Source organism: Pseudomonas sp. G11, from assembly GCF_029457515.1.
Classification (GTDB): domain Bacteria; phylum Pseudomonadota; class Gammaproteobacteria; order Pseudomonadales; family Pseudomonadaceae; genus Aquipseudomonas; species Aquipseudomonas gorinensis.
On sequence record NZ_CP120377.1, the window covers coordinates 5,779,462 to 5,799,817 of the forward strand.

General features: G+C 61.3%; 20 protein-coding genes. All 20 read right to left on the reverse strand.

Features of this window, described 5'->3' with window-relative positions:
* Nucleotides 1-6: 6 nt before the first annotated feature.
* Nucleotides 7-513, reverse strand: a complete 507-nt coding sequence (gene fliL / locus P2T68_RS26505) for a flagellar basal body-associated protein FliL (protein WP_024076706.1) — start codon at nt 511-513, stop codon at nt 7-9.
* A 223-nt stretch (nt 514-736) separates the two neighbouring features.
* Nucleotides 737-2,128, reverse strand: a complete 1,392-nt coding sequence (locus tag P2T68_RS26510) for a flagellar hook-length control protein FliK (protein WP_277378498.1) — start codon at nt 2,126-2,128, stop codon at nt 737-739.
* A gap of 118 nt (nt 2,129-2,246) precedes the next feature.
* A complete protein-coding gene (locus P2T68_RS26515; RefSeq protein WP_024076708.1) occupies nt 2,247-2,591 on the reverse strand; it encodes an Hpt domain-containing protein in 345 nt (114 codons plus the stop codon).
* Between the two features lie 30 nt (nt 2,592-2,621).
* Nucleotides 2,622-4,340 carry a fused response regulator/phosphatase gene (locus tag P2T68_RS26520; RefSeq protein WP_168233195.1) on the reverse strand — a complete coding sequence of 573 codons (1,719 nt, stop codon included), beginning with the start codon at nt 4,338-4,340 and terminating at the stop codon, nt 2,622-2,624.
* Nucleotides 4,337-4,642, reverse strand: a complete 306-nt coding sequence (locus P2T68_RS26525; protein WP_024076710.1) for an STAS domain-containing protein — start codon at nt 4,640-4,642, stop codon at nt 4,337-4,339. The genes P2T68_RS26520 and P2T68_RS26525 overlap by 4 nt, the downstream gene beginning before the upstream one ends.
* Before the next feature lie 108 nt (nt 4,643-4,750).
* A complete protein-coding gene (gene fliJ / locus P2T68_RS26530; RefSeq protein WP_024076711.1) occupies nt 4,751-5,200 on the reverse strand; it encodes a flagellar export protein FliJ in 450 nt (149 codons plus the stop codon).
* 3 nt (nt 5,201-5,203) lie between these two features.
* The gene (fliI, locus tag P2T68_RS26535; protein WP_024076712.1) at nt 5,204-6,562 is read right to left on the reverse strand and encodes a flagellar protein export ATPase FliI; all 1,359 of its coding nucleotides are present in this window, start codon (nt 6,560-6,562) and stop codon (nt 5,204-5,206) included.
* Entirely contained in the window at nt 6,552-7,316 is a 765-nt protein-coding gene (gene fliH, locus P2T68_RS26540; RefSeq protein WP_168233194.1) for a flagellar assembly protein FliH, read from the reverse strand. Before fliH ends, fliI begins: the two co-directional genes overlap by 11 nt.
* Nucleotides 7,317-7,326: 10 nt before the next feature.
* Nucleotides 7,327-8,346, reverse strand: a complete 1,020-nt coding sequence (fliG, locus tag P2T68_RS26545; RefSeq protein WP_010563975.1) for a flagellar motor switch protein FliG — start codon at nt 8,344-8,346, stop codon at nt 7,327-7,329.
* Entirely contained in the window at nt 8,339-10,117 is a 1,779-nt protein-coding gene (fliF, locus tag P2T68_RS26550; protein ID WP_024076714.1) for a flagellar basal-body MS-ring/collar protein FliF, read from the reverse strand. Before fliF ends, fliG begins: the two co-directional genes overlap by 8 nt.
* Before the next feature lie 16 nt (nt 10,118-10,133).
* On the reverse strand, nt 10,134-10,463 hold the full coding sequence (gene fliE, locus P2T68_RS26555; protein WP_024076715.1) for a flagellar hook-basal body complex protein FliE: 330 nt from the start codon (nt 10,461-10,463) through the stop codon (nt 10,134-10,136).
* A 128-nt stretch (nt 10,464-10,591) separates the two neighbouring features.
* Nucleotides 10,592-11,968: a sigma-54 dependent transcriptional regulator gene (locus P2T68_RS26560; protein WP_277378499.1), complete on the reverse strand. Its 1,377-nt coding sequence runs from the start codon at nt 11,966-11,968 to the stop codon at nt 10,592-10,594.
* 6 nt (nt 11,969-11,974) lie between these two features.
* Nucleotides 11,975-13,186 carry an ATP-binding protein gene (locus P2T68_RS26565; RefSeq protein WP_069077440.1) on the reverse strand — a complete coding sequence of 404 codons (1,212 nt, stop codon included), beginning with the start codon at nt 13,184-13,186 and terminating at the stop codon, nt 11,975-11,977.
* A 110-nt stretch (nt 13,187-13,296) separates the two neighbouring features.
* Nucleotides 13,297-14,772 (reverse strand): sigma-54 dependent transcriptional regulator, encoded by a 1,476-nt coding sequence (locus P2T68_RS26570; protein WP_024076718.1) that lies wholly within the window; start codon nt 14,770-14,772, stop codon nt 13,297-13,299.
* Nucleotides 14,773-14,941: 169 nt separating this feature from the next.
* Nucleotides 14,942-15,238, reverse strand: coding sequence for a flagellar protein FliT (fliT, locus tag P2T68_RS26575; protein ID WP_024076719.1), 297 nt, complete (start codon nt 15,236-15,238; stop codon nt 14,942-14,944).
* A gap of 25 nt (nt 15,239-15,263) precedes the next feature.
* Nucleotides 15,264-15,668, reverse strand: coding sequence for a flagellar export chaperone FliS (gene fliS, locus P2T68_RS26580; RefSeq protein WP_024076720.1), 405 nt, complete (start codon nt 15,666-15,668; stop codon nt 15,264-15,266).
* A 139-nt stretch (nt 15,669-15,807) separates the two neighbouring features.
* Nucleotides 15,808-17,217, reverse strand: coding sequence for a flagellar filament capping protein FliD (gene fliD / locus P2T68_RS26585; protein ID WP_024076721.1), 1,410 nt, complete (start codon nt 17,215-17,217; stop codon nt 15,808-15,810).
* A gap of 81 nt (nt 17,218-17,298) precedes the next feature.
* Nucleotides 17,299-17,649, reverse strand: coding sequence for a flagellar protein FlaG (locus tag P2T68_RS26590; protein ID WP_024076722.1), 351 nt, complete (start codon nt 17,647-17,649; stop codon nt 17,299-17,301).
* Between the two features lie 74 nt (nt 17,650-17,723).
* Nucleotides 17,724-19,139: a flagellin gene (locus tag P2T68_RS26595; RefSeq protein ID WP_277378501.1), complete on the reverse strand. Its 1,416-nt coding sequence runs from the start codon at nt 19,137-19,139 to the stop codon at nt 17,724-17,726.
* A gap of 274 nt (nt 19,140-19,413) precedes the next feature.
* Nucleotides 19,414-20,343 carry a ketoacyl-ACP synthase III gene (locus tag P2T68_RS26600; RefSeq protein ID WP_024076724.1) on the reverse strand — a complete coding sequence of 310 codons (930 nt, stop codon included), beginning with the start codon at nt 20,341-20,343 and terminating at the stop codon, nt 19,414-19,416.
* Nucleotides 20,344-20,356 lie beyond the last annotated feature (13 nt).

A 20,356-nucleotide genomic window follows, 5' to 3' on the forward strand; every position in this document is an offset into this window, starting at 1 on the left:
GTGATCCTACTGCAATACGAAATTAGTAAAGAGCGCCTGCTCGATCACCACTTTGCCGAGCTCCTTCTGGGCCACTTCCTGCACGCTGGCGGTGACCTTCTGGCGCAGCATTTCCTGGCCCACCGGGGTGGCCAGGGCGTCGAAGCTCTGCCCGGAGAACAGCATGACCAGGTTGTTGCGGATCACGGGCATGTGCACCTTGAGGGCATCCAGGTCGGCCTGGTTGCGCGCCAGCAAGGTGATGCTCACCTGCAGGTAGCGTTGACGGCCGTTCTGGTTGAAGTTGGCGACAAAGGCCGGAAGCATCGGCTCGAAGATTGCCGGTTGCTTGACGTTACTGGCGGTTTCGGCGGCGGGTGCCGGTTTGCTTGCACTGCTGTGCATGATGTACCAGGTGCCGCCCACAGAGGCGCCAATGGCCAGGAGCAGGCCCAGGACAATCACCAAGATAAGCTTGAGCTTGCCCTTACCCTTGCCTGCGGGTGCTGTTGCTGCGTCGTCGCTCTTCGCCATGCCAATAATCCGTCACTATTCGGGGATTCATAGATCTTCGGAAAGGCAAGAGCAAGTGTTATGCCAGAGTTGTCTGGCTGGACGCAGACGAGGGAACACCACAAATCAAGTGTGGGAGGGGGCTTGCCCCCGATAGCGGTGTATCAGTCAACTGATGGATGAACTGACACACCCTCATCGGGGGTAAGCCCCCTCCCACATTTTGTCCTATGCCAGACTTACATCAGGCGTAGTAATCGACGGCGCTGGAGCCGACCACGGTCTGGGTCACCGGCGCGACGGCCGCGGCCACCTCGGCGTGATCCGTCAAGTCACCGCCGTCACCCCGGCCGCCGCTGCCGCTCACGCCGCGCGCCTGGTTCTGCTGCTGTTGTTCCTGGCCCTGGCCCTGCCAGCCACGGGACTGGTCGGACACGTTGACGTCCACCTGGCCCATGCCCTGCTGGGCAAACATCTCCCGCAGACGGCCGGACTGGCTTTCCAGCGCCTCACGCACCACGGCGTGACCACTCATGAACGTCACCTGGGCCTGCTGGTCCGCCGTCATGTTGACCTTGATATCCAGGCGCCCCAGCTCAGCCGGCTGCAACTGGATTTCCGCCGACTTGAGGTTGGCGCTGGACAGGTACATCACGCGGTTGACCACTTCTTCTGTCCAGCCGCTCTGATGCATGGCCAACGGTGCGTTGGCCACCGGCGGCAAGGCGTTGGCGGTTTTCGGCGTGGCGGCCTGGGTCAGTGCGGCCAGGCGGTTGGCAAAATCATCGACACGCGTATCGCTGCTGGCGTTCTTCAGGTCCTTGAGGCCGCCTTCGATGAGCCCGCTGAAGGCTTTGTCGCCCCCCTGGTCGGTGCTGTCCTTGGTGGCTTGCTGGTCGACCATATTGGCCATGCCAGCGGCAAAGCTCTGTGCAGCGGTCGGTTGATCCTGAGTCGTAGTCGGTGCGGTTTTCGCCGGTGTCTGGCTGCTGGCCGACACATGACCGCCCTGCTCCATCGCCAGGCGCACGGCCGGCATGGCGTCGAGGGGGTCGGCTTCGGGGTCGAAGGCCGGTGGCTGGGGCTGATCGGAGGCGGCGACGGGTGCGGCGACCACGGGCTGGGCCTTGTCATCCTTGGCAGCAGCAACAGGCGCCGGTGCTGGCGTTTCCACCGGCGCCACTACCGGTACCGGCACCACAACCGGGGTGACCGTGGCGATCAAGGCCGGGTCGACCACGGGGTCGACTGGAGGCTGCTGCGCCAGTGTCGGATCAGTGGGCTTGTCGCCGTCACTGCTCGCGCTGTCACTGGACTTGGCCGGTACGCTGGCAGGCAAGGAATTGCCGCTATCGGCAACCGCTGGCGTGCTGGCGGCAGGTTTGTCGTTGTTGGCGGCAGGCTTATCGTTGTTCGCGACCGGCTTGGCGCTGTTGTCAGAAGGCTTGTCCCGCGTGGATTTTGGCGCGTTATCGTCGGCCTTGACCGTCGGTTTCGACGCCTGGCTGGCGAACACTTGAGCGAAGCCAGGGCCCTTGTCCCGTGGGTCCGCAGCCACTGCCGGTGGATTGGCGGCGGGCGCTTGAGCCTTGGCCGCAGGGGCAGCCTGTAGGAGCGAATTAGGGGCGACTGGCATAGGTAAAGGTCTCCACTGCATGGGGATCGGAGATGCAGTAAAAGACATACAGCAAGAGTCGGGCCAGGTTTGCAAAGGACGCCTTGATCGTTCCCCTCACCCTGGGCAACAACGCTCATCACATCTGAAAACGCTGGCGCTCCGACTCATACAGCGGCTTGACCAGCGCAAACTCATGATCGATCTGGTCGACCAAGGCCCCCAGGTCCGCCGCGGCCTCGACGGACTCGGCCTCCAGCCGCTGGCACAACTGCGCCAAGCGTACCGCCCCCAGGTTGCCGCTGCTGCCCTTGAAGCTGTGGGCAATGCGCCCCAATGCCTTGGCATCATCGCGGGCCTTGCGCAACGCTTCGACGCGCTTTTGCGAATCGTCAAGAAAGGTATCGAGCAGCTTGGGATAGTCGCCTTCCATGATTTCCTGCAAACCCGACAACACGTCTGGGTCCAGATGAACCTCAACCACTTGTTCGCTCCTTGATCAAGAATCGGCGGATTATGCCAGAGCCTCCCAGGAAAACTCCACGCAGACACTGCGCCCGCCATCGGACCAGCCTATCGCGCTGCTCAACTGGCGCACCAGGCTCAGGCCACGGCCAGACAGACGGTCGAAATCCAGCGGCCGCGCCAGCACCTGCTCCACATCGAACCCAGGGCCACTGTCTTCGACGCGCAGGGTCATCTTGCCCCCCGCAGCGGTGGGCGACACTTGCACATGCACACGCACGTAGCCGCTGTTGAGGTGCGCCAAGCGCTCATTGCGCTGGCGATAATACTGCGCAAACCCCTGGGCATCGCGCTTGAGCCGCGAGTCCAGGCCCAGCACGCCGTGCTCCAGGGCGTTGGAATACAACTCTGCCATCACCGTGTAAAGCGCCCCGCTCCGCTCCCGCAGGCCGTGGATCTCCAGCAACAGTTGCAGCAGATAGGGCAAGGGGTTGTAGCGTTTGAGGGTCTCGGCGCGAAATTCAAAACTCACCGACCAGTCCAGCGGGCACGATTGGCCGCTGTCGGCATATAACAGCCCCGTCGCACGCAACGGCGGATCCGCTTGCAGGGTAATTTCCACCAGGCTGACGTCGTCCCGCGCCTCTCCGCGAAACGCCGCCAACGCCTGCTCGATGTCTTCGAATAGCCGCTCGGGCTCGCGATTGGACGCGAACACCTGCTGCAATCGCTCGACACCGAACAATTGTTCATTGGCATCGGCGGTATCCAGCACGCCATCCGACAGCAGAAACACGCGGTCGCCCAGGGCCATGGGCCAGACTTCAGTGCGATCATCAAACGCCTGCGCTGACAGCACCCCCAGCGGCAAATGCCGGGACAGCAGTGGCGTGCGCCGCCCAGTGGCTATGTCGTGCACATAGCCTTCGGGCATGCCGCCGTTCCACACCTCCACCGCCCGCCGCTGCGTGCTCAGGCACAACAGGGTGGCGCAGCAGAACATGTCCACCGGCAGGATGCGTTTGAGCTTGGCGTTCATCTCGCGCAGGATCTGCGCCAGGCCGTAGCCCTTGGCGGTCATGCCATAAAACACCTCGGCCAACGGCATGGCGCCCACCGCCGCCGGCAAGCCATGGCCGGTAAAGTCGCCGAGCAGCACATGCATATCACCCGACGGCGTATACGCCGCCAGCAGCAGGTCACCGTTGAACAGCGCGTAAGGCGATTGCAGGTAGCGAATATTCGGGGCGGCATTGATGCAGCCGGAATGGGCGACTTTATCGAACACCGCCTTGGCCACCCGCTGTTCGTGCAACAGGTACTCGTGGTGCCTGGCGATCAAGTCGCGCTGCTGCAACACCGTGGCTTGCAGGCGGCGCAGGCGGTCCATGGCGTTGATCTTGGCCGACAGGATCAACGGGTTGTAAGGCTTGGGCAGGAAGTCGTCGCCGCCCGCATCCAGGCACTGGGCCAGGGCTTCGCTCTGGCGCAGGGAAGTGAGGAAGATGATGGGCACCAGTGCTTCGCCGGCCAGCTGCTTGATCCGGCGCGCCGCTTCAAAGCCATCCATCACCGGCATCAGTGCATCCATCAACACCAACTGCGGGCGGTCGCGGTTAAACACCGCGACCGCTTCCTCACCATTGCTGGCCGTGAGGACTTGATGGCCCTGGCGCCGAATGATGGTCGACAGCAGCAGCAGGTCGGCGGCGCTGTCCTCGGCGATCAGGATGGTCAGCGACTCGAGGACGGGGGCCAGGACGCTCAACTGATATCGAACAGTTTGTCGAAATTGGAAATGGCGAGGATCTTGCGCACGTCGGAGTTGATGTTGATCACCTGGACTTCCGCGTCGTCGCCGCCGGCATGGTCCCTGAGCAGCAGGAGCATGCCCAGTGCCGAGCTGTCCATGTAGGTGGTGTCTTTCAGGTCGACCACATACAGCTCAGGCACCTTGTAGAAACGCTCATAGGCGTCACGAAACACCTGATGGCTGCCGAAATCGAACCGGCCCTTGATAGCGATCGTCAACTTCTTCCCATCCAGGGATACTTCTGACATGACTGACATACGACTGCTTCCTTGTCATTGGCATAGACACAAGGTGTAGCAGGTGAACCGGATGTGGGCAACATTGCCAATCAAATGTAGGAGGGGGCTTGCGCCCGATGGCGACCGTCAGAATGGTGATTGGCGGGGAAGACGCTGGGACAACTCATCGAGCAGCTTCTGCTCGCGCTTGTCTTCAATGGCCCGCGCTTCATCGATATAGCGCTGCACCAGCTTGCGCAACCCTTCTACCCGGGCATAGGCCGCTTGCCAGCTCTCGCGGGCCTTGTCGAGGTTGTTCTGGTGCCAGGCCAAGCTCTGGCGCTGCTGGCCGACAGCGGTTTCAAGCTGGTTGAGAAAACCCTGGTAGCCCATCAGCCACTGCCCGGACACGCCCTTGGTGCCGCGCTCGATCCACTGCTGCTGGTACTCGCCGCGAAAGCGCTCCAAGTCGCCCAGTTTGCTTTCCGCCAGGCGCACCTGGCCCTGGAAGTAACCCAGGCGCTGCACGGCGGTTTTTTCGGCTTTTTCAGCCATCTCCACCACCGGGGCCAGACGTGACGAGCGACTACTGGCCATGGCTTAGCCGCCTGGCGCGGGGGCGAAGATGGATTGCAGGTGCGCTTCGCTTTCGCCCATGCTGATGTTGTCGTTGAGGCCCTGGCGCAGGTAGGTCACCAACTGCGGCTGCAGGGCGATCGCCAGGTCGGTCTCACGATCGCCGCCGGCCACGTAGGCGCCGACGCTGATCAAATCACGGCTCTGTTGATAGCGCGACCACAGTTGCTTGAACTGCTGGGCGCGCGCCATATGCTCCGGCGTGACCACCGACGGCATCACCCGGCTGATCGACGCTTCGATATCGATGGCCGGGTAGTGCCCCTCCTCCGCCAGGCGCCGCGACAGCACGATGTGGCCGTCAAGCACGCCCCGCGCCGAGTCGGCAATCGGGTCCTGCTGGTCATCGCCTTCGGACAATACGGTGTAGAACGCGGTGATTGAGCCCCCGCCCGCTTCGGCGTTACCGGCGCGCTCCACCAGCTTGGGCAGCTTGGCGAACACCGACGGCGGATACCCCTTGGTGGCCGGCGGCTCGCCGATGGCGAGGGCGATTTCCCGCTGGGCCTGGGCGAAACGTGTCAGCGAATCCATCAGCAACAGGACATTCTTGCCTTTGTCGCGAAAATACTCGGCGATGCGCGTGCAGTACATGGCGGCGCGCAAACGCATCAGCGGCGCATCGTCCGCAGGCGAGGCGACCACCACTGAGCGCTTGAGGCCCTCTTCACCGAGGCTGTGCTCGATGAACTCCTTCACTTCCCGGCCCCGCTCGCCGATCAACCCCACCACGATGATGTCGGCCTCGGTAAAGCGGGTCATCATGCCGAGCAACACCGATTTACCCACGCCGGTACCGGCGAACAGACCCAGGCGCTGGCCGCGACCGACCGTCAATAAACCGTTGATGCTGCGAATGCCCACGTCAAGCGGCTGGCTGATGGGGTTGCGGTTGAGCGGGTTGATGGTGGGGCCATCCATCGGCACCCAGTCCTCGGCTTTCATGCCGCCCTTGCCGTCCAGCGCGCGACCGGCACCGTCGAGCACGCGGCCGAGCATGCTCATGCCCATGGGCAGGCGACCGGTATCGGCCAGCGGCACCACGCGGGCGCCGGGGGCAATGCCCGCCAGGCTGCCGACGGGCATGAGGAAAATCTTGTTGCCGGAGAAGCCCATCACTTCAGCTTCGACCTGCACCGGGTGGTAGCTGTCGTCGTTGATCACCAGGCAGCGGCTACCCATGGCGGCCCGCAGGCCCTCGGCTTCGAGGGTCAGGCCGACCATGCGCAACAGGCGCCCTTCAAGGATCGGTTGGCCGGGCAACTCGGTGGCCTCGGCATAACCGCCGAGGCGCTTGGCGAAGCTGGTGCGATCAAGGCGCATCGGAGGCGTCCAGCTCAACACTCAGGTCAGGCTCGGCCGGGTGCAGGGCTTGTTCGTGGAGTTGATCGAAGAGCTTGGCCATGATCTGGCTGATGCGGGTTTCCACCGTGGCATCGATGCGGCTGTGCTCGGTCTCGACACGGCAACCACCGGGCAGCAACGCCGCATCTTCGACGATGCGCCAGGTTTCTTCGTGGCGCTCGCGCAGGGCTTTGACCTGCTCGAAATCCTGCGGGTTGATGTACAGCCGCACATTGCCGACGCCCAGGGGCAGCAGCTTGAGGGCTTCGCGCATCACACTCTCGATCTGGCTGGAGTCCAGCGCCAGCTCGCGCTGGATCACCTGGCGGGCGATGTGCTGCACCAGGCCGACCATGGCTTTTTCGATCTGCGAATCCTGCTCGGCGATGGGGTCGAACAGGCTGCCCATCAGGCGTTCCAGGCTGGTCAACTTGACGCTCAACGCGGCCTCGGCTTCCTGGCGCACCTTGAGGGTGGTGCTGCGAAAGCCGTCTTTTTCGCCGGCGGCAAAGCCTTCGTTGTAGGCTTCCTGGCGGATGCTTTCCAACTCTTCCAGGGTCAGCGGCTGGACTTCCTCCAGCGGCACTTCTTCCATTTCCGCCGGCAGTTCCTCGACCGGTTCAGGCTCGGGTTCCGGCACGTGCGGGTCGAAGCTGGGCAACGACCAGATGTCAAACCCGCCCACGTCCCGCGCGCGAATCAGATCGCTGGGCGTCTCATCTTTGCTCGACATGTGGGGCGCCTTAGATCATTTCTTCGCCGCCCTTCCCGCCGAGAACAATTTCTCCGGCTTCGGCCATACGGCGGGCAATCGTGAGGATTTCCTTCTGGGCGGTTTCCACGTCGCTGACGCGCACCGGGCCCTTGGCTTCCAGGTCGTCGCGCAACAGTTCGGAGGCGCGCTTGGACATGTTCTTGAAAATCTTCTCCTTGACGCCTTCGTCCGAGCCCTTGAGGGCCAGCACCAGCACGTCGGAGGAGACTTCACGCAGCAACGCCTGGATGCCACGGTCGTCGACATCGGAGAGGTTGTTGAACACGAACATGAGGTCTTCGATCTGGCCGGACAGGGTGTCGTCGATCTCGCGGATCGAGTCCATCAACTGGCCTTCGACCGAGCTGTCGAGGAAGTTCATGATGTCGGCCGCGCGCTTGATACCACCCAGGGTGGTGCGCGAGGCATTGGAGTTGCCCGAGAACTGCTTCTCGAGAATCGTGTTGAGTTCTTTCAGCGCCGCTGGCTGCACGGTGTTCAACGACGACACGCGCAGGATGATGTCCAGCCGGACCTTGTGGTCAAAATGGCCGAGCACTTCACCGGCCTGGTCCGGGTCGAGGTACGCCACCACGATCGCCTGGATCTGCGGGTGCTCGTAGCGGATCACGTCAGCCACGGCGCGCGGCTCCATCCACTTGAGGCTGTCGAGGCCGCTGGTGTTGCCGCCCAGCAGGATGCGGTCGATCAGGCCGTTGGCCTTGTCTTCGCCCAGGGCCGAGGTGAGCATCTTGCGGATGTAGCTGTCGGAACCGACGCCCAGGCTGGTCTGGTCGCCGACGATCTCGACAAACTCGCTCATCACCTGTTCGACTTGCTCACGGTGCACATTGCGCATCTGCGCCATGGCCACGCCCACGCGCTGAACCTCTTTGGGCCCCATGTGACGCAACACTTGGGCGGCGTCGGTTTCACCCAGGGACAGCAGCAGGACTGCGGCTTTGTCGACCTTGGTGAGCTTGGCAACGGCGGCTCGATTATCACTCATCTGCGTTAATCCACTCTTTCACGACCTGGGCCACACGGCCCGGGTCTTCTGCCACCAGACTCTTGATTGCGTTCAACTGAGCGTCATAGCCTTCGCTCGGGCTAGGCAACAGGATGCTTTGCGGGCCGCCGAGGCTGACACGGTCGTTGGCCAGTTCACCATCCAGGCCGCCCATGCCACCCAACTCGACGTCGCTGCCACCGAAGGCGGCCAGTTGTTTCTTGCCATGGCCGGTGATGTTGTTGAGCACCGGACGCAGCACACCGAACACCAGCACCAGGATGAACAGCACACCCAACACTTGCTTGACGATGTCCCAGAACCACGGCTGGGTGTAGAACGCCGGGTCGGCGATGACTTCGCCGCGCTCGGCAGAGAACGGCATGTTGATCACGCTGACGCTGTCACCCCGGCTGGCGTCGAAACCGACAGCGTCCTGCACCAGGCGAGTGAAGCGCGCCAATTCGTCGGCGCTCCACGGCGCGCGAGTCACAGCACCGTCAGCGGCGTTGACCTTGACCTGGTCATCCACGACCACCGACACCGACAGGCGATTGATCCGGCCCTGCTGTTGCTTGGTGTGACTGATGGAGCGGTCAAGTTCGAAGTTCTTGGTGGACTGGTTACGCTTGTCCGCCGGGTAAGGCGCGAGCATTGGCTGGCCGGTGGCCGGGTCCATGATCTGTTGGCCATTGGCGTCCAGCAGTGGCTGGCCCGGGGCGATGGCGCCCGCGGTCGCCGCAGCGCCGCCCGTGGTTTGCGGCGCCGAGGCCGGCGACGGCGGTTGGTTGCTCAGGGCCCCCGGCACACCTTGCGGGCCATTGCTGGCGGTGCGTTGTTCGCTGGTGGACTGCTCGCTGCGCAGGGCCGGCTGGTCCGGGTTGAACTGCTCGGAGGTCGACTCGACGGCACTGAAGTCCACATCGGCCGACACTTCAGCCTTGTAGCGGTCGTTGCCCAGCACCGGCTGCAGAATATTGTGCACGCGCTGGGTGAGCATGCTCTCCATGCGGCGGCTGTAGTCAAACTGCTTGCCGGCCTGGGTCAGCGCGGAGTTTTCCGCCATGTCGGACAGCAGGTTGCCCTTCTGGTCCACCACGGTGATCTGCGACTTGCTCAATTCGGGAACGCTGGTGGCCACCAGGTTGATGATCGCCAGCACCTGGCCAGGCTCCAGGGAGCGGCCGGAGAACAGCTCAACCAACACCGAGGCACTGGGCTTGCGTTCGTCACGCACGAACACCGAGCTCTTCGGGATCGCCAGGTGCACGCGGGCACCCTTGACGTTATTCAGGCTGGAGATGGTACGCGCCAGCTCGCCTTCCAGGCCACGACGGTAGCGGGTGGCCTCCATGAACTGGCTGGTCCCCAACCCCTGGTCCTTGTCGAGGATTTCAAAACCGATATTGCTGTCGGACGGGGTCACGCCGGCGGCGGCCAGCTTCATGCGCGCACGGGCCACGTCATCGGACTTGACCAGCAAGGCGCCGGAGTTGGGCTCGACGGTGTAGGCGATGTCGGCGGCGGCCAGGGTTTCCATGATCTGCTTGGAATCCATGCCGGCCAGGCTGCCATACAGCGGACGGTAATCAGGTTGCTGCGACCACAACACCACGGCAAAACCAATCGCCACGCTGGCTGCCAGGCCGACCATCAGGCCCACCTGACGCAACATGGTCATTTCGGAGAGGTTTTCCAGGAACGACAGGCCAAACAGCGGCGGTTTGCCGTCTGCCTTGGCGGGTACGTTGTCCACGACTGCTTCTGCCATGACTTAAATCTCGTCCTTAAACCGGCATCTGCATGATGTCTTGATAGGCTTGCACCAGCTTGTTACGGACCTGGGTCAACGCCTGGAACGAAACGCTGGCCTTTTGCGAGGCGACCATCACATCGGTGAGGTCCACGCCGCTCTTGCCGATCTCGAACGCGGTGGCCAACTGGTTGGAGGCTTGCTGGGTATCGCTGACTTTATTGATTGCCTTGCCGAGCATATCGGCGAAACTGCTTTGGCCCAATTCCGGCGCTGGCGCGACGGATTTCGGCTGAGCCATGGCATCCATTTGCATGGAGCGCATATCCAACATCAACCGATTGAACTCAATACCCTGGCTCATGACCTTCTCTCCGACAACCCGCAATTTTTTGACACTACGCAGCGATTACTGGGGAGGTAGCAACAAGGGTGCCAGCTCTGTAGCAACTCGTAAGAAAAGGCGACAAACCTTGTCAGTCTCGTTACGGATCAGGTGGCAAAAAGATACGCTTCCACGTCCATACCAGCATCGCGCATCTGCGCCAGCTTGTAGCGCAGGGTGCGCGGGCTGATGCCCAGGCGTTCGGCAGCCTCCTTGCGACGGCCGCGCTCGGCACGCAGGGTGTCAATGATCATCTGGAATTCGCGGCGCCGCAGGTCGTCACCCAGGGCACCGGCAGACTCGGCTTCGGCGACGACCGGAGCGGGCGCCAGGCTCGGCAGCGGCGCGGCGCCACTGCCCATGGCCAGGCAGAAATCCTGAGGCTGGATCAAGCCGCCCTGCTGCAAAATCAGCGCGCGCTGGATTGCGTTGTCCAATTCCCGCACGTTGCCGGGCCATGGGTAGCTGATCAAGCAGGCCTGGGCATCGGCCGACAGCCGCGCCTGGGCGTGCTTCATTTTTTTGACGTGGTTGTTCAGCAGCCGCTCGGCCAGCGGGAGGATGTCTGCCGGGCGTTCGCGCAACGGGCGCCACGCCAGGGGGAACACCGAAAGCCGATAGAACAAGTCCTCACGGAAACGCCCTGCCGCCACTTCGCCCGCGAGGTCGCGGTTGGTCGTGGCGATCACACGGATATCCAGCTGGATCGGCTTGCGTGCGCCGACCCGCTCCACTTCACGCTCCTGCAACACCCGCAGCAACTTGGCTTGCAAGCCCAGGGGCATTTCGGAAATTTCGTCGAGCAGGAGGGTGCCGCCGTCGACCTGCTCGAACTTGCCGGGCTGGGCCGCGATAGCGCCGGTGAACGAGCCTTTTTCATGGCCGAACAGCGTCGCTTCGAGCATGTTGTCGGGGATCGCGGCGCAGTTGATGGCGATAAACGGTTGCTTGGCGCGGCTGGATTGCTGGTGGATATAGCGCGCCAGTACCTCCTTGCCGGTGCCGGACTCGCCGGAAATCAACACCGTGGAATCACTGCGCGCCACACGGGCCGCCAGCTCCAGCAATTGGGCACTGGCCGGCTCGAAGGCAATCGGACCTTCGCCGTCGGTGGCCGGGATCACACCCAGGGCATGCCGGGCGACTAGTTCGATCAGCGCCTTGGGTTCGAATGGTTTGACCAGGTAGTCCGCCGCCCCTTGGCGCATGGCGTCCACCGCCCGCTCCACCGCGCCATGGGCGGTCATCAGCAACACCGGCAACTGCGGCTGACGCGCACGCAGCAGGCCGAGCAACTGGTGGCCATCCATGCCAGGCATGTTCACGTCGCTGACCACCAGGCTGAAGGACTCCTGCTCGACGGCCTCCAAGGCGTCCTCGGCAGAACCGACCGCCCGGTAGTCATGGCCCGCCAACAGCAGCGTGTCAGCCAATGCCTCACGCAGGGCGCGATCGTCTTCCACCAATAAAACCTTGATAGCCATTGCTCTTTACTCCGCGCTTGCCGCGCTGACGAACAGCGGCAAGGTCATCAATGCACAGGTGCCGCGCCCCAGGTGGGAACGCAGCTGCAATTCTCCCTGATGAGCCCGCGCCACTGCCTTGACCACGGTCAGGCCGAGGCCCGTGCCGTTGGTCTTGGTGGTGAAAAAAGGTTCACCCAGGCGCCGCAGCACCGCCGGCTCGATGCCACTGCCGCTGTCGCTGATACACAGGCGCAGGGTTTGCCCGCGCGTATACAAGTGCACCTTGAGCCGTGCGCCGGGGCCGCTGGCCTGGGTGGCGTTTTCGATCAAGTTGAGCAAGGCGCCCACCAGGGTGTCGCGATTGCACAGCAACTCGCCGAGGTGGCTGTCGCACTGCCAGCGCACATTGGCTTCCTGGATATGGGTGGCTGCTGCCGCCTGCAACGACTGCATCAACCCCGACGGCGTGATGCGGTCGGTTAGCGGCAATTCGCCGCGGGCAAACACCAGCATGTCGCGCACCTGATGCTCCAGTTCATGCAAGCGTTCCTTGAGGCGCCCGGCAAAACGCTGCTGGGTGGCGGCGGGCAATTGCTCATCAGTCAAATGGCTGGCGTAGATCAACGCGGCCGACAGCGGCGTACGGATCTGATGCGCCAAAGAAGCGACCATCCGCCCCAGGGACGACAACCGTTCATGCCGCGCCAACTGGTCTTGCAGGTGACGGGTTTCAGTCAGGTCGTTGAGCAGCACCAGCTGGCCGGGCTCGGCGTCCAGGGAGCGGGTGGCAATGGACAGGCGGCGCCCGTCCTTGAGGGAGATTTCATGACCGTCGTCTTCGCGCGGCGCGAAGCAGCGGGTGATCACTTCACGCCACAACTCGCCCTCCAGCGGCAGGCCGAGCATGTCGCAGGCGGCCGGGTTGGCTTCGCGCACGCGACCCTGGTCGTCAATGACGATCACGCCGCCGGGCAACAGGTCGAGCAGGTTTTGCAGACGGTTGGCCAGGCGCTCTTTCTCGGCCAGCTCTTCCATGCGCTGGGCACTGACCACGGCCAGCTCACCCTTGAGCTCGGAGACCCGAGCCTCCAGCAGGCTGTAGGAATCAGTCAGTTGGCTGGACATCTGGTTGAACAGCGAAAACGCCTGCTCCAGGCCCTGGCGGCTCTGTTGCTCTACAGACGGGACAAGTCCCTGGAGATCAGGGACCGAAGTTAGTTGGGCGGCGTGGGGCATCATGCTCTCTCGCTTGGCTGACCGTCAGTTAAACGGAACGTTGCGAGGGCTGTAGCAATACCCGTGCCTAAAAAAAACCACCTATAAAACAGTGGCTTGAAAAACAGGCGTCAATCATCTGCCTGTTCATCACCTTCTCGACGACTCATACCGTACTTGCGCATCTTCTCCACCAGGGTGGTTCGGCGGATGCGCAGGCGCTCGGCGGCACGGGCGACGATGCCGTTGGCGTCGTCGAGGGCCTGCTGGATCAACCCTTGTTCCAGGTTGCCCAGGTAGTCCTTCAGGTCCAGGCCTTCCGGCGGCAACATGGCGGTAGCACCGAAGTCCGGGGTATGCCCGTTGATGGCGACCCGTTCTTCCAGGTCACTGCGCAGGCTGTCCACCAACTGCTCGTCTTCATCGTCGACGTAACGGAATTTTTTCGGCAGCTCGACCACGCCGATCACACCGTAGGGGTGCATGATCGCCATGCGCTCCACCAGGTTGGCCAGTTCGCGGACGTTGCCCGGCCAGCCGTGGCGGCACAGCGACATGATCGCGGCGGAGTTGAAGCGAATCGAGCCGCGCTTTTCGTGCTCCATGCGCGAGATCAGCTCGTTCATCAGCAACGGGATGTCTTCCACGCGCTCACGCAACGGGGCCATCTCGATCGGGAAGACGTTGAGGCGGTAGTACAAGTCTTCGCGGAAGCTGCCGACCTCGATCATGCTTTCGAGGTTCTTGTGGGTGGCCGCGATGATGCGCACGTCCACGCTCTGGGTCTTGTTGCTGCCAACGCGCTCGAAGGTGCGTTCTTGCAGCACGCGCAGCAGCTTGACCTGCATCGGCAGTGGCATGTCGCCGATTTCGTCAAGGAACAGGGTGCCGCCGTTGGCCAGTTCGAAACGCCCGGCACGGCTGGTGATGGCTCCGGTAAAGGCGCCCTTCTCATGGCCGAACAGTTCGCTTTCGAGCAGCTCTGCAGGAATTGCCCCGCAGTTGACCGGCACGAATGGCCCGTCGCGGCGCTTGGAGTGATAGTGCAGGTTGCGCGCGACCACTTCCTTGCCGGTGCCGGACTCGCCGAGGATCAGCACGCTGGCGTCGGTATCGGCCACTTGCTGCATCATCTGGCGCACGTGCTGGATCGCACGGCTGGTGCCGACGAGGCTGCGGAACAGGTTGGGCTCACGGTGGCGACCGCGTTCGCGGGCCTGGTCGTACATCTCGCGATAGACCTGGGCGCGGTGCAGGGAATCGAGCAATTTGCTATAGCTGGGCGGCATTTCCAGGGTGGAAAGTACACGGCGGCGCTGGTCTTCCGGCAGGTCGACAGAAGAAATATCGCCCATTAGCAACACCGGAAGGAACTCATCCCAGGTTGACAGTGTCTTTAACAAGCCCAGAACTGCACCAGGAGCGTTTACCGTCCCGATCAGCACACAAATGACTTCACGGCTCGATGACAATGAGCTGACCACCTGCTGCCAATCGTGGCTACCGCAGGGCAGATTTTCTTCGCCAAGAAAATTCAAAATCACCGCCAGGTCGCGGCGACGGACGCTATCGTCATCAATCAGCAGAATTTTGGTTTCACGCCACATGCAATAGCAACTTCCCTAGTAAAACGCTCTGCCCCAGAGTGAGGGCAATCTAGACGCTTGTAAGACTTCTTACTTACTAGACGTCTGAAATCTGAAAACAGCACTAGTTAAGTCAAAAATGCTGGCACAGTCAAATATATGACGCGCCGTTCGGATTAACTGCGCCCGTTCAACCGAACAGATGGTAAACCTTTGACGCCTTTTTCGCTTGGTTGATCTGCGACATCTCTTCGAAAATCGCCTGGCGTTCGCCGGTCGTCACTTCCAGCAACTGCTGATAAACCGCGAGCAGGCTCTCCAGTTTCTCTCGCAACGCATCCTCGTCCACCGGCGCTTCGCTCAGCACCTCCTCGATCACACTGCGACAGCCCATATCCAGTTCGCCGATGGCGTCCCAGTTACGTTCCGCCAGCGCGTCGATCAAGGCGTCGCGGGTTTCATCAATGCGTTGCAGTGCTTGGCTCATGACGAGTTCCTCAAGGCCGATGGCCTTATTGTGCGGCACCCTGCGGTGCGGCAATGGCATCCCAGCCTTCTTTTACGGTAATCAGCAGACGAGCGACTTCGTCGATCATCTCGGCATCGTTGTGCAGGTTGGCCTGCATCAAGCGGTTGGTCATGTACACATACAGACCTTCCAGTTGCTGGACGTATTCCTTGTTGTCGCTTTTTTCCGCATCGAGGCCATCACGCAGGCCGATCAGGATGTCGGTGGCCTTACCCAGCATCAGGCCCTTCTGAGCGATATCGCCACGCGCCAGCGCCCCCTTGGCTTGCGCCATGCGGTCCAGGCCGCCTTCCATCAGCATCTGCACCAGGCGATGCGGGCTGGCTTCGGAGATCTGGGCATGGGAATTGACCTTCTGGTATTGGCGAAGGGCTCTCATGGGATTCATTTTCTACCTCGTGACAGGCAACAGCTGGAAGGATTGCAGTAACCATTATGTCGACCGGGTCGCAAAAAACTTTAACCCGGCGGCTCTACAAAGAACAAAGCCCAGGTCAACGGACCCGGGCTTTTTCAGGCGCAGTCAATCAACTGCTGCTGCTTTTTGAGCCACTGATTGCATTGAGCGTACCGAGAATACTGGTGCTCTGCTGACGCAACTGCGCTACCAGCGTATCCATGGCGGTGTACTTGCGGGTCAAGGCGTCCTGCATGGTGGTGAGACGGTCATCCAGATCGGTCTGCTGCTTGGTCAGGTCTTTCAGGCTGTCGGCCAACGAGGTGGTACGCGTGGCCAGAATCCCGGTGCTCGGCTTGGCATACGCGTCGGTAGCGGCCGTCAGGCGCGCCAGCAAGCCAGTCTTGCCGCTGAAGATACTGTTGATGTCAGCGGCATTGGTCAGCACCGCCTTATCCCACTGCTTGCTATCGATGCTCAGCGCGCCGGTATCCTGATCGGTTGTGACACCGAACTGCGCCAGGGACTTCAAGGTGCCGTTCCCCGAAAGCGCGTTGAACTCGTTGCGGATCGCCGACTGCAAGGTGCGCATGGTCGAGTCGCCGGTCAGGGTCGCGGCGATGGAGTTACCCGCGGCGTCCTTGGTGACCTTGGTCTCGGCGTTCATGGCCTTGAGCAGGGCGTTATAGCTGTCGACAAAGCCCTTGACCCCGGACTTCAGCGCGGTGGCGCTGGTAGTGACCGAGATGGTCATGGCGGTACGAAGCGGGTTGGTTGTATTCGGATCGTTGGCCGTGACCGTAGGCGACAGCGACAGCAACTTGATGCTTACCCCACTCACCGCATCCGTGATGCTGTTGGACTTGGACTCCGCCGCAATGCCATCGATGGTGTACTTGGCGTTCTGAGGCGCGCTGACTACCGTGTAGCCAGTATCAATCCCAGAGTTGCCCGACATCGTCAGGTCCGAACCGACCCCGCTATTGGTGGAGGTCAGGATCAGACGCGAACCGGTGGAGTCGGTGAGGATGTTGGCACTCAGGCCGGCGGTGCCGAACGTGGAGTTGATCGAATCACGCACCTGTTGCAGTGTCGCGCCTGCCGGCACACTCAAATCAAAGTTCTTGCCCGACTGCGTGATTGTCAGCGTTGTCGCCGTGGTGCCGGCGTTGACGACTGTCGACTGGCCACCGGCAAACGTTTTGGTCGATAGCTTCGAAGGCATGGCCAGCTGGTTGACGATCAGCGAGAAGCTGCCGTTCGCTGCACCTTGGTTGGCCGTCATGGTGGCGACTTTTTCATCCGAAGAGGTACCGGTCAAGCCACTGAAGCTGTTGTCGGTGCCCATGCTGGTCAGCGCACCACGGAAGGCGTCCAGGGCAGCCTGGATCTTGCCGATCGACGACAGCTGGGTAGTTGCCTTTTGCGATTGGGTATTGATCTGCGACTGTTTCGGCGCTCGCTCGGCATCTACCAGGGACTTTACAATTGCCTGGGTATCGAAGCCCGACCCCACGCCAGTAATCGTTGTACCCGCCATCATCTTTCTCCTTTTACGGTGGCTGCCGTTATCTTGACGAACAACACTTCAAGCCGTAACAGCAACAAGTTTCATGCCAGCTCAAGCCTTGTCGTCAAACAACACGTGACTGGCGCTGGACAGACTTTGTGCCAGCTTCAAGGCCGTTTCCGAGGGGATCTGGCGGATCACTTCACCGGTGTCGGTGGCAATGACCTTGACCACAACCCTATGGGTGGAAGCGTCAATGGAAAAATCCAGATTGCGCTGGGCCGCTTGTACGAATTCTTTAATATCGGTGACCGCTTTTTCCAGATCGTCCTTTTGAGACTTACCGGTGGCTGGCGCGGCCGGCTCAACCTTAGTCTTATCTTTGTCAGCAACCACAGGTGCCACAGTGCCTTGAGGGGCCTGTAGCGGATAAGACAAGTTCAGTTTTACATTCATGTCCATGCCCAATCTCCTCTGATTGGAAAAGACGAAAGGGCACGTAAACGCGCCCTCCCGTCATTTACCCAGCGCTGTGATTACTGAAGCAGCTTCAGTACAGCGGATGGCAGTTGGTTAGCCTGCGACAGGATCGCAGTGGAAGCCGACTGCAGGGTTTGCTGCTTGGTCAGTTCAGCGGCTTCGGAAGCGAAGTCGACGTCCTGAACAGTACTACGGGCAGACGTGGTGTTTTTCTGAATGTTGGTCAGGTTATCCACAGTGCTGGTCAGACGGTTCTGAACGGCACCCAGGCCCGAACGGGAGCTGGAGATGGTAGCGATAGCCTGGTCGATTACGGACACTGCGTTCTGGGCCTTGGTGGCGTCAGTCACGTCAGTCTGCGAAACCGCAACCTTGGCCGAAGCAGCCGAAGTAGCGGCGCCGAAGAGACCGGTCACACCAGCGCCTTCCAGGGAGTAACCCTTGGAGGAGTTCATGTTCACAGCACCGGTAGCGATGATGCCGTCAGCCAGGGCAGTGGCAGTACCGTAGGCACCGGAACCGTCTTTGGTCGCAACAGTGATGGTACCGGCAGCGGTCGAAGAGCTGAAGGCCAGGTTTTCACCGGTGTCGGATTTAACCGACAGAGTGCCTTTGGATTCATCGTAGTTAACGCTGATACCCAGTTTGGCGGAGTTCGACTTCAGTTGGTCAGCCAGGCTGGCGGTATCGGTCACACCGACGAACGTGGTGGCTTGGCCGCCAACGGTCATGGTGAACGAAGCCGGAGCAGCAGCAGCACCCGCGCCGACAACGAACTGAGCTTCAGTGCTGGCGGTAGCGCTCAGGCCACCGACGGCGCCATTCAGTTGGGCAGCGATGGTTTTAGCGGAAGCAGCGGCAGCTACGGTTACGCTGGTAGTCTGGCCGTTACCAGTCACAGCGATTGCGCCACCAGCAACACCGGCACCAGGGGTGATGCCCAGGCTATTGATCTGTTGCGAACCGATGTTGTTGGCAGCAACGTTGTCCAGGCTTACGTTGATGGTTTCGTTAGCGTTGGCGCCAACCTGGATGGCTTTGGTACCGTACGAACCGTCCAGCAGTTTCTGGCCACCGAAAGTAGTGGTTTGCGAGATACGGGTCAGTTCCGAAGTCAGAGCCTGGTATTCGTCGTTGTTCGACTTACGGTCGTCGGTGCTCAGGGAGCCAGTAGCCGAAGACAGAGCCAGGGTACGCATTTTTTGCAGAATGTCGGTCGAAGCCTGCATTGCGCCTTCAGCGGTTTGCGCGATGGAGATACCATCGTTGGCGTTCTTCACTGCTTGACCCAGGCCGTTGATTTGGCTAGTCATGCGAGTAGCAATACCCAAGCCGGCAGCGTCGTCTTTAGCGCTGTTGATACGCAGGCCGGAAGACAGGCGCTGCATGGAAGTGGCCAGGGCGCCGCCTGCTTTGTTCAGGTTGCCCTGGGTAGTGATCGAAGCAACGTTAGTGTTTACTGTTAAAGCCATGACGAAATCCTCGTTGGATGGATACTGCGGCTTCCGGCCCTGGCAACCGCCGGGTGTGGCCTGAGAACCTACGTAATAGTTATCGTCGTGGTAGGCGGTTGCTTGAGCCTTTTTTTTATTTTTTTTACTGGCCTCGTGCCATCCCTTGTAATTCAAGGCTTTAGGCTGACTTTTCCCACCGGATTTTCTGGTTTTTTTGGCGCCAAATAAAAAACGCCGATGATCTTTCGATCATCGGCGTTTGCTTTTGCGGCGAACTCAGTCTACCGACGCGTCACGGACGATGCAGAATCGCCGAGCCCCACGACAGGCCCACGCCAAAACCGCTGATGGCCACGCGCTTCCAGGTAGCGTCCATCACGTGCTTCTCCAGCAGCAATGGAATACTCGACGACACGGTGTTACCGGTCTCGACCATATCCTTGATGAACTTGTCCACCGGGGCATCCTCGAAACGCCGCGCCACGGCATCGACAATCGCCGCACTGCCCTGGTGAATGCAGAACGCATCGATGTCGTCGGCCTTGAGCTGCGACTCATCGAGCAGCTCATGCAGGTGTGCCGGCACCTTGAGCAATGCGAAGTTGAACACCTGGCGGCCGTTCATGAAGAACACGCCATCACTGACCTTCAGGTGCGGCGCGCCGGAACCGTCGGTGCCGAACTTCGCCTTGCCCAGCAACCACGACGCGTCTTCGCCCATCCACGTGGCAGTGGCGGCATCGCCGAACAGCATGGTGGTGTTGCGATCTTCCGGGTCGACAATCTTGGAGTACGGATCGGCCGTGACCAGCAGGCCGTTTTTCAGGCCGGTGGCTTCCATGAAGCCTTTCATTGCGTAGATACCGTAGACGTAGCCCGAGCAGCCCAGGGAAATATCGAAGGCCGCCACGTGGGTCGGCAGGCCCAGCTTGTCCTGGACGATGGCGGCGGTGTGGGGCAAACCCTCTTCGTCGCCGTTCTGGGTGACGACGATCAGTGCGTCGATGGACTCGCGCTTCAAATCCGGGTTGTTGGCAAACAAAGCGTTGACCGCCTCGACACACAGGTCGGAGGTTTCCTGCGCAGCTTCCTTGCGCGGCAGAAACGCCGACCCGATCTTGCCAATGATGAACTCTTCATCCTTGGCGAATTTGGCACCCTGGGCGTAGTTATCGATCCCGTCTGCCGGCACGTAACTGGCGATGCTTTTTATGCCAATCATTGTGGCTTCCCAA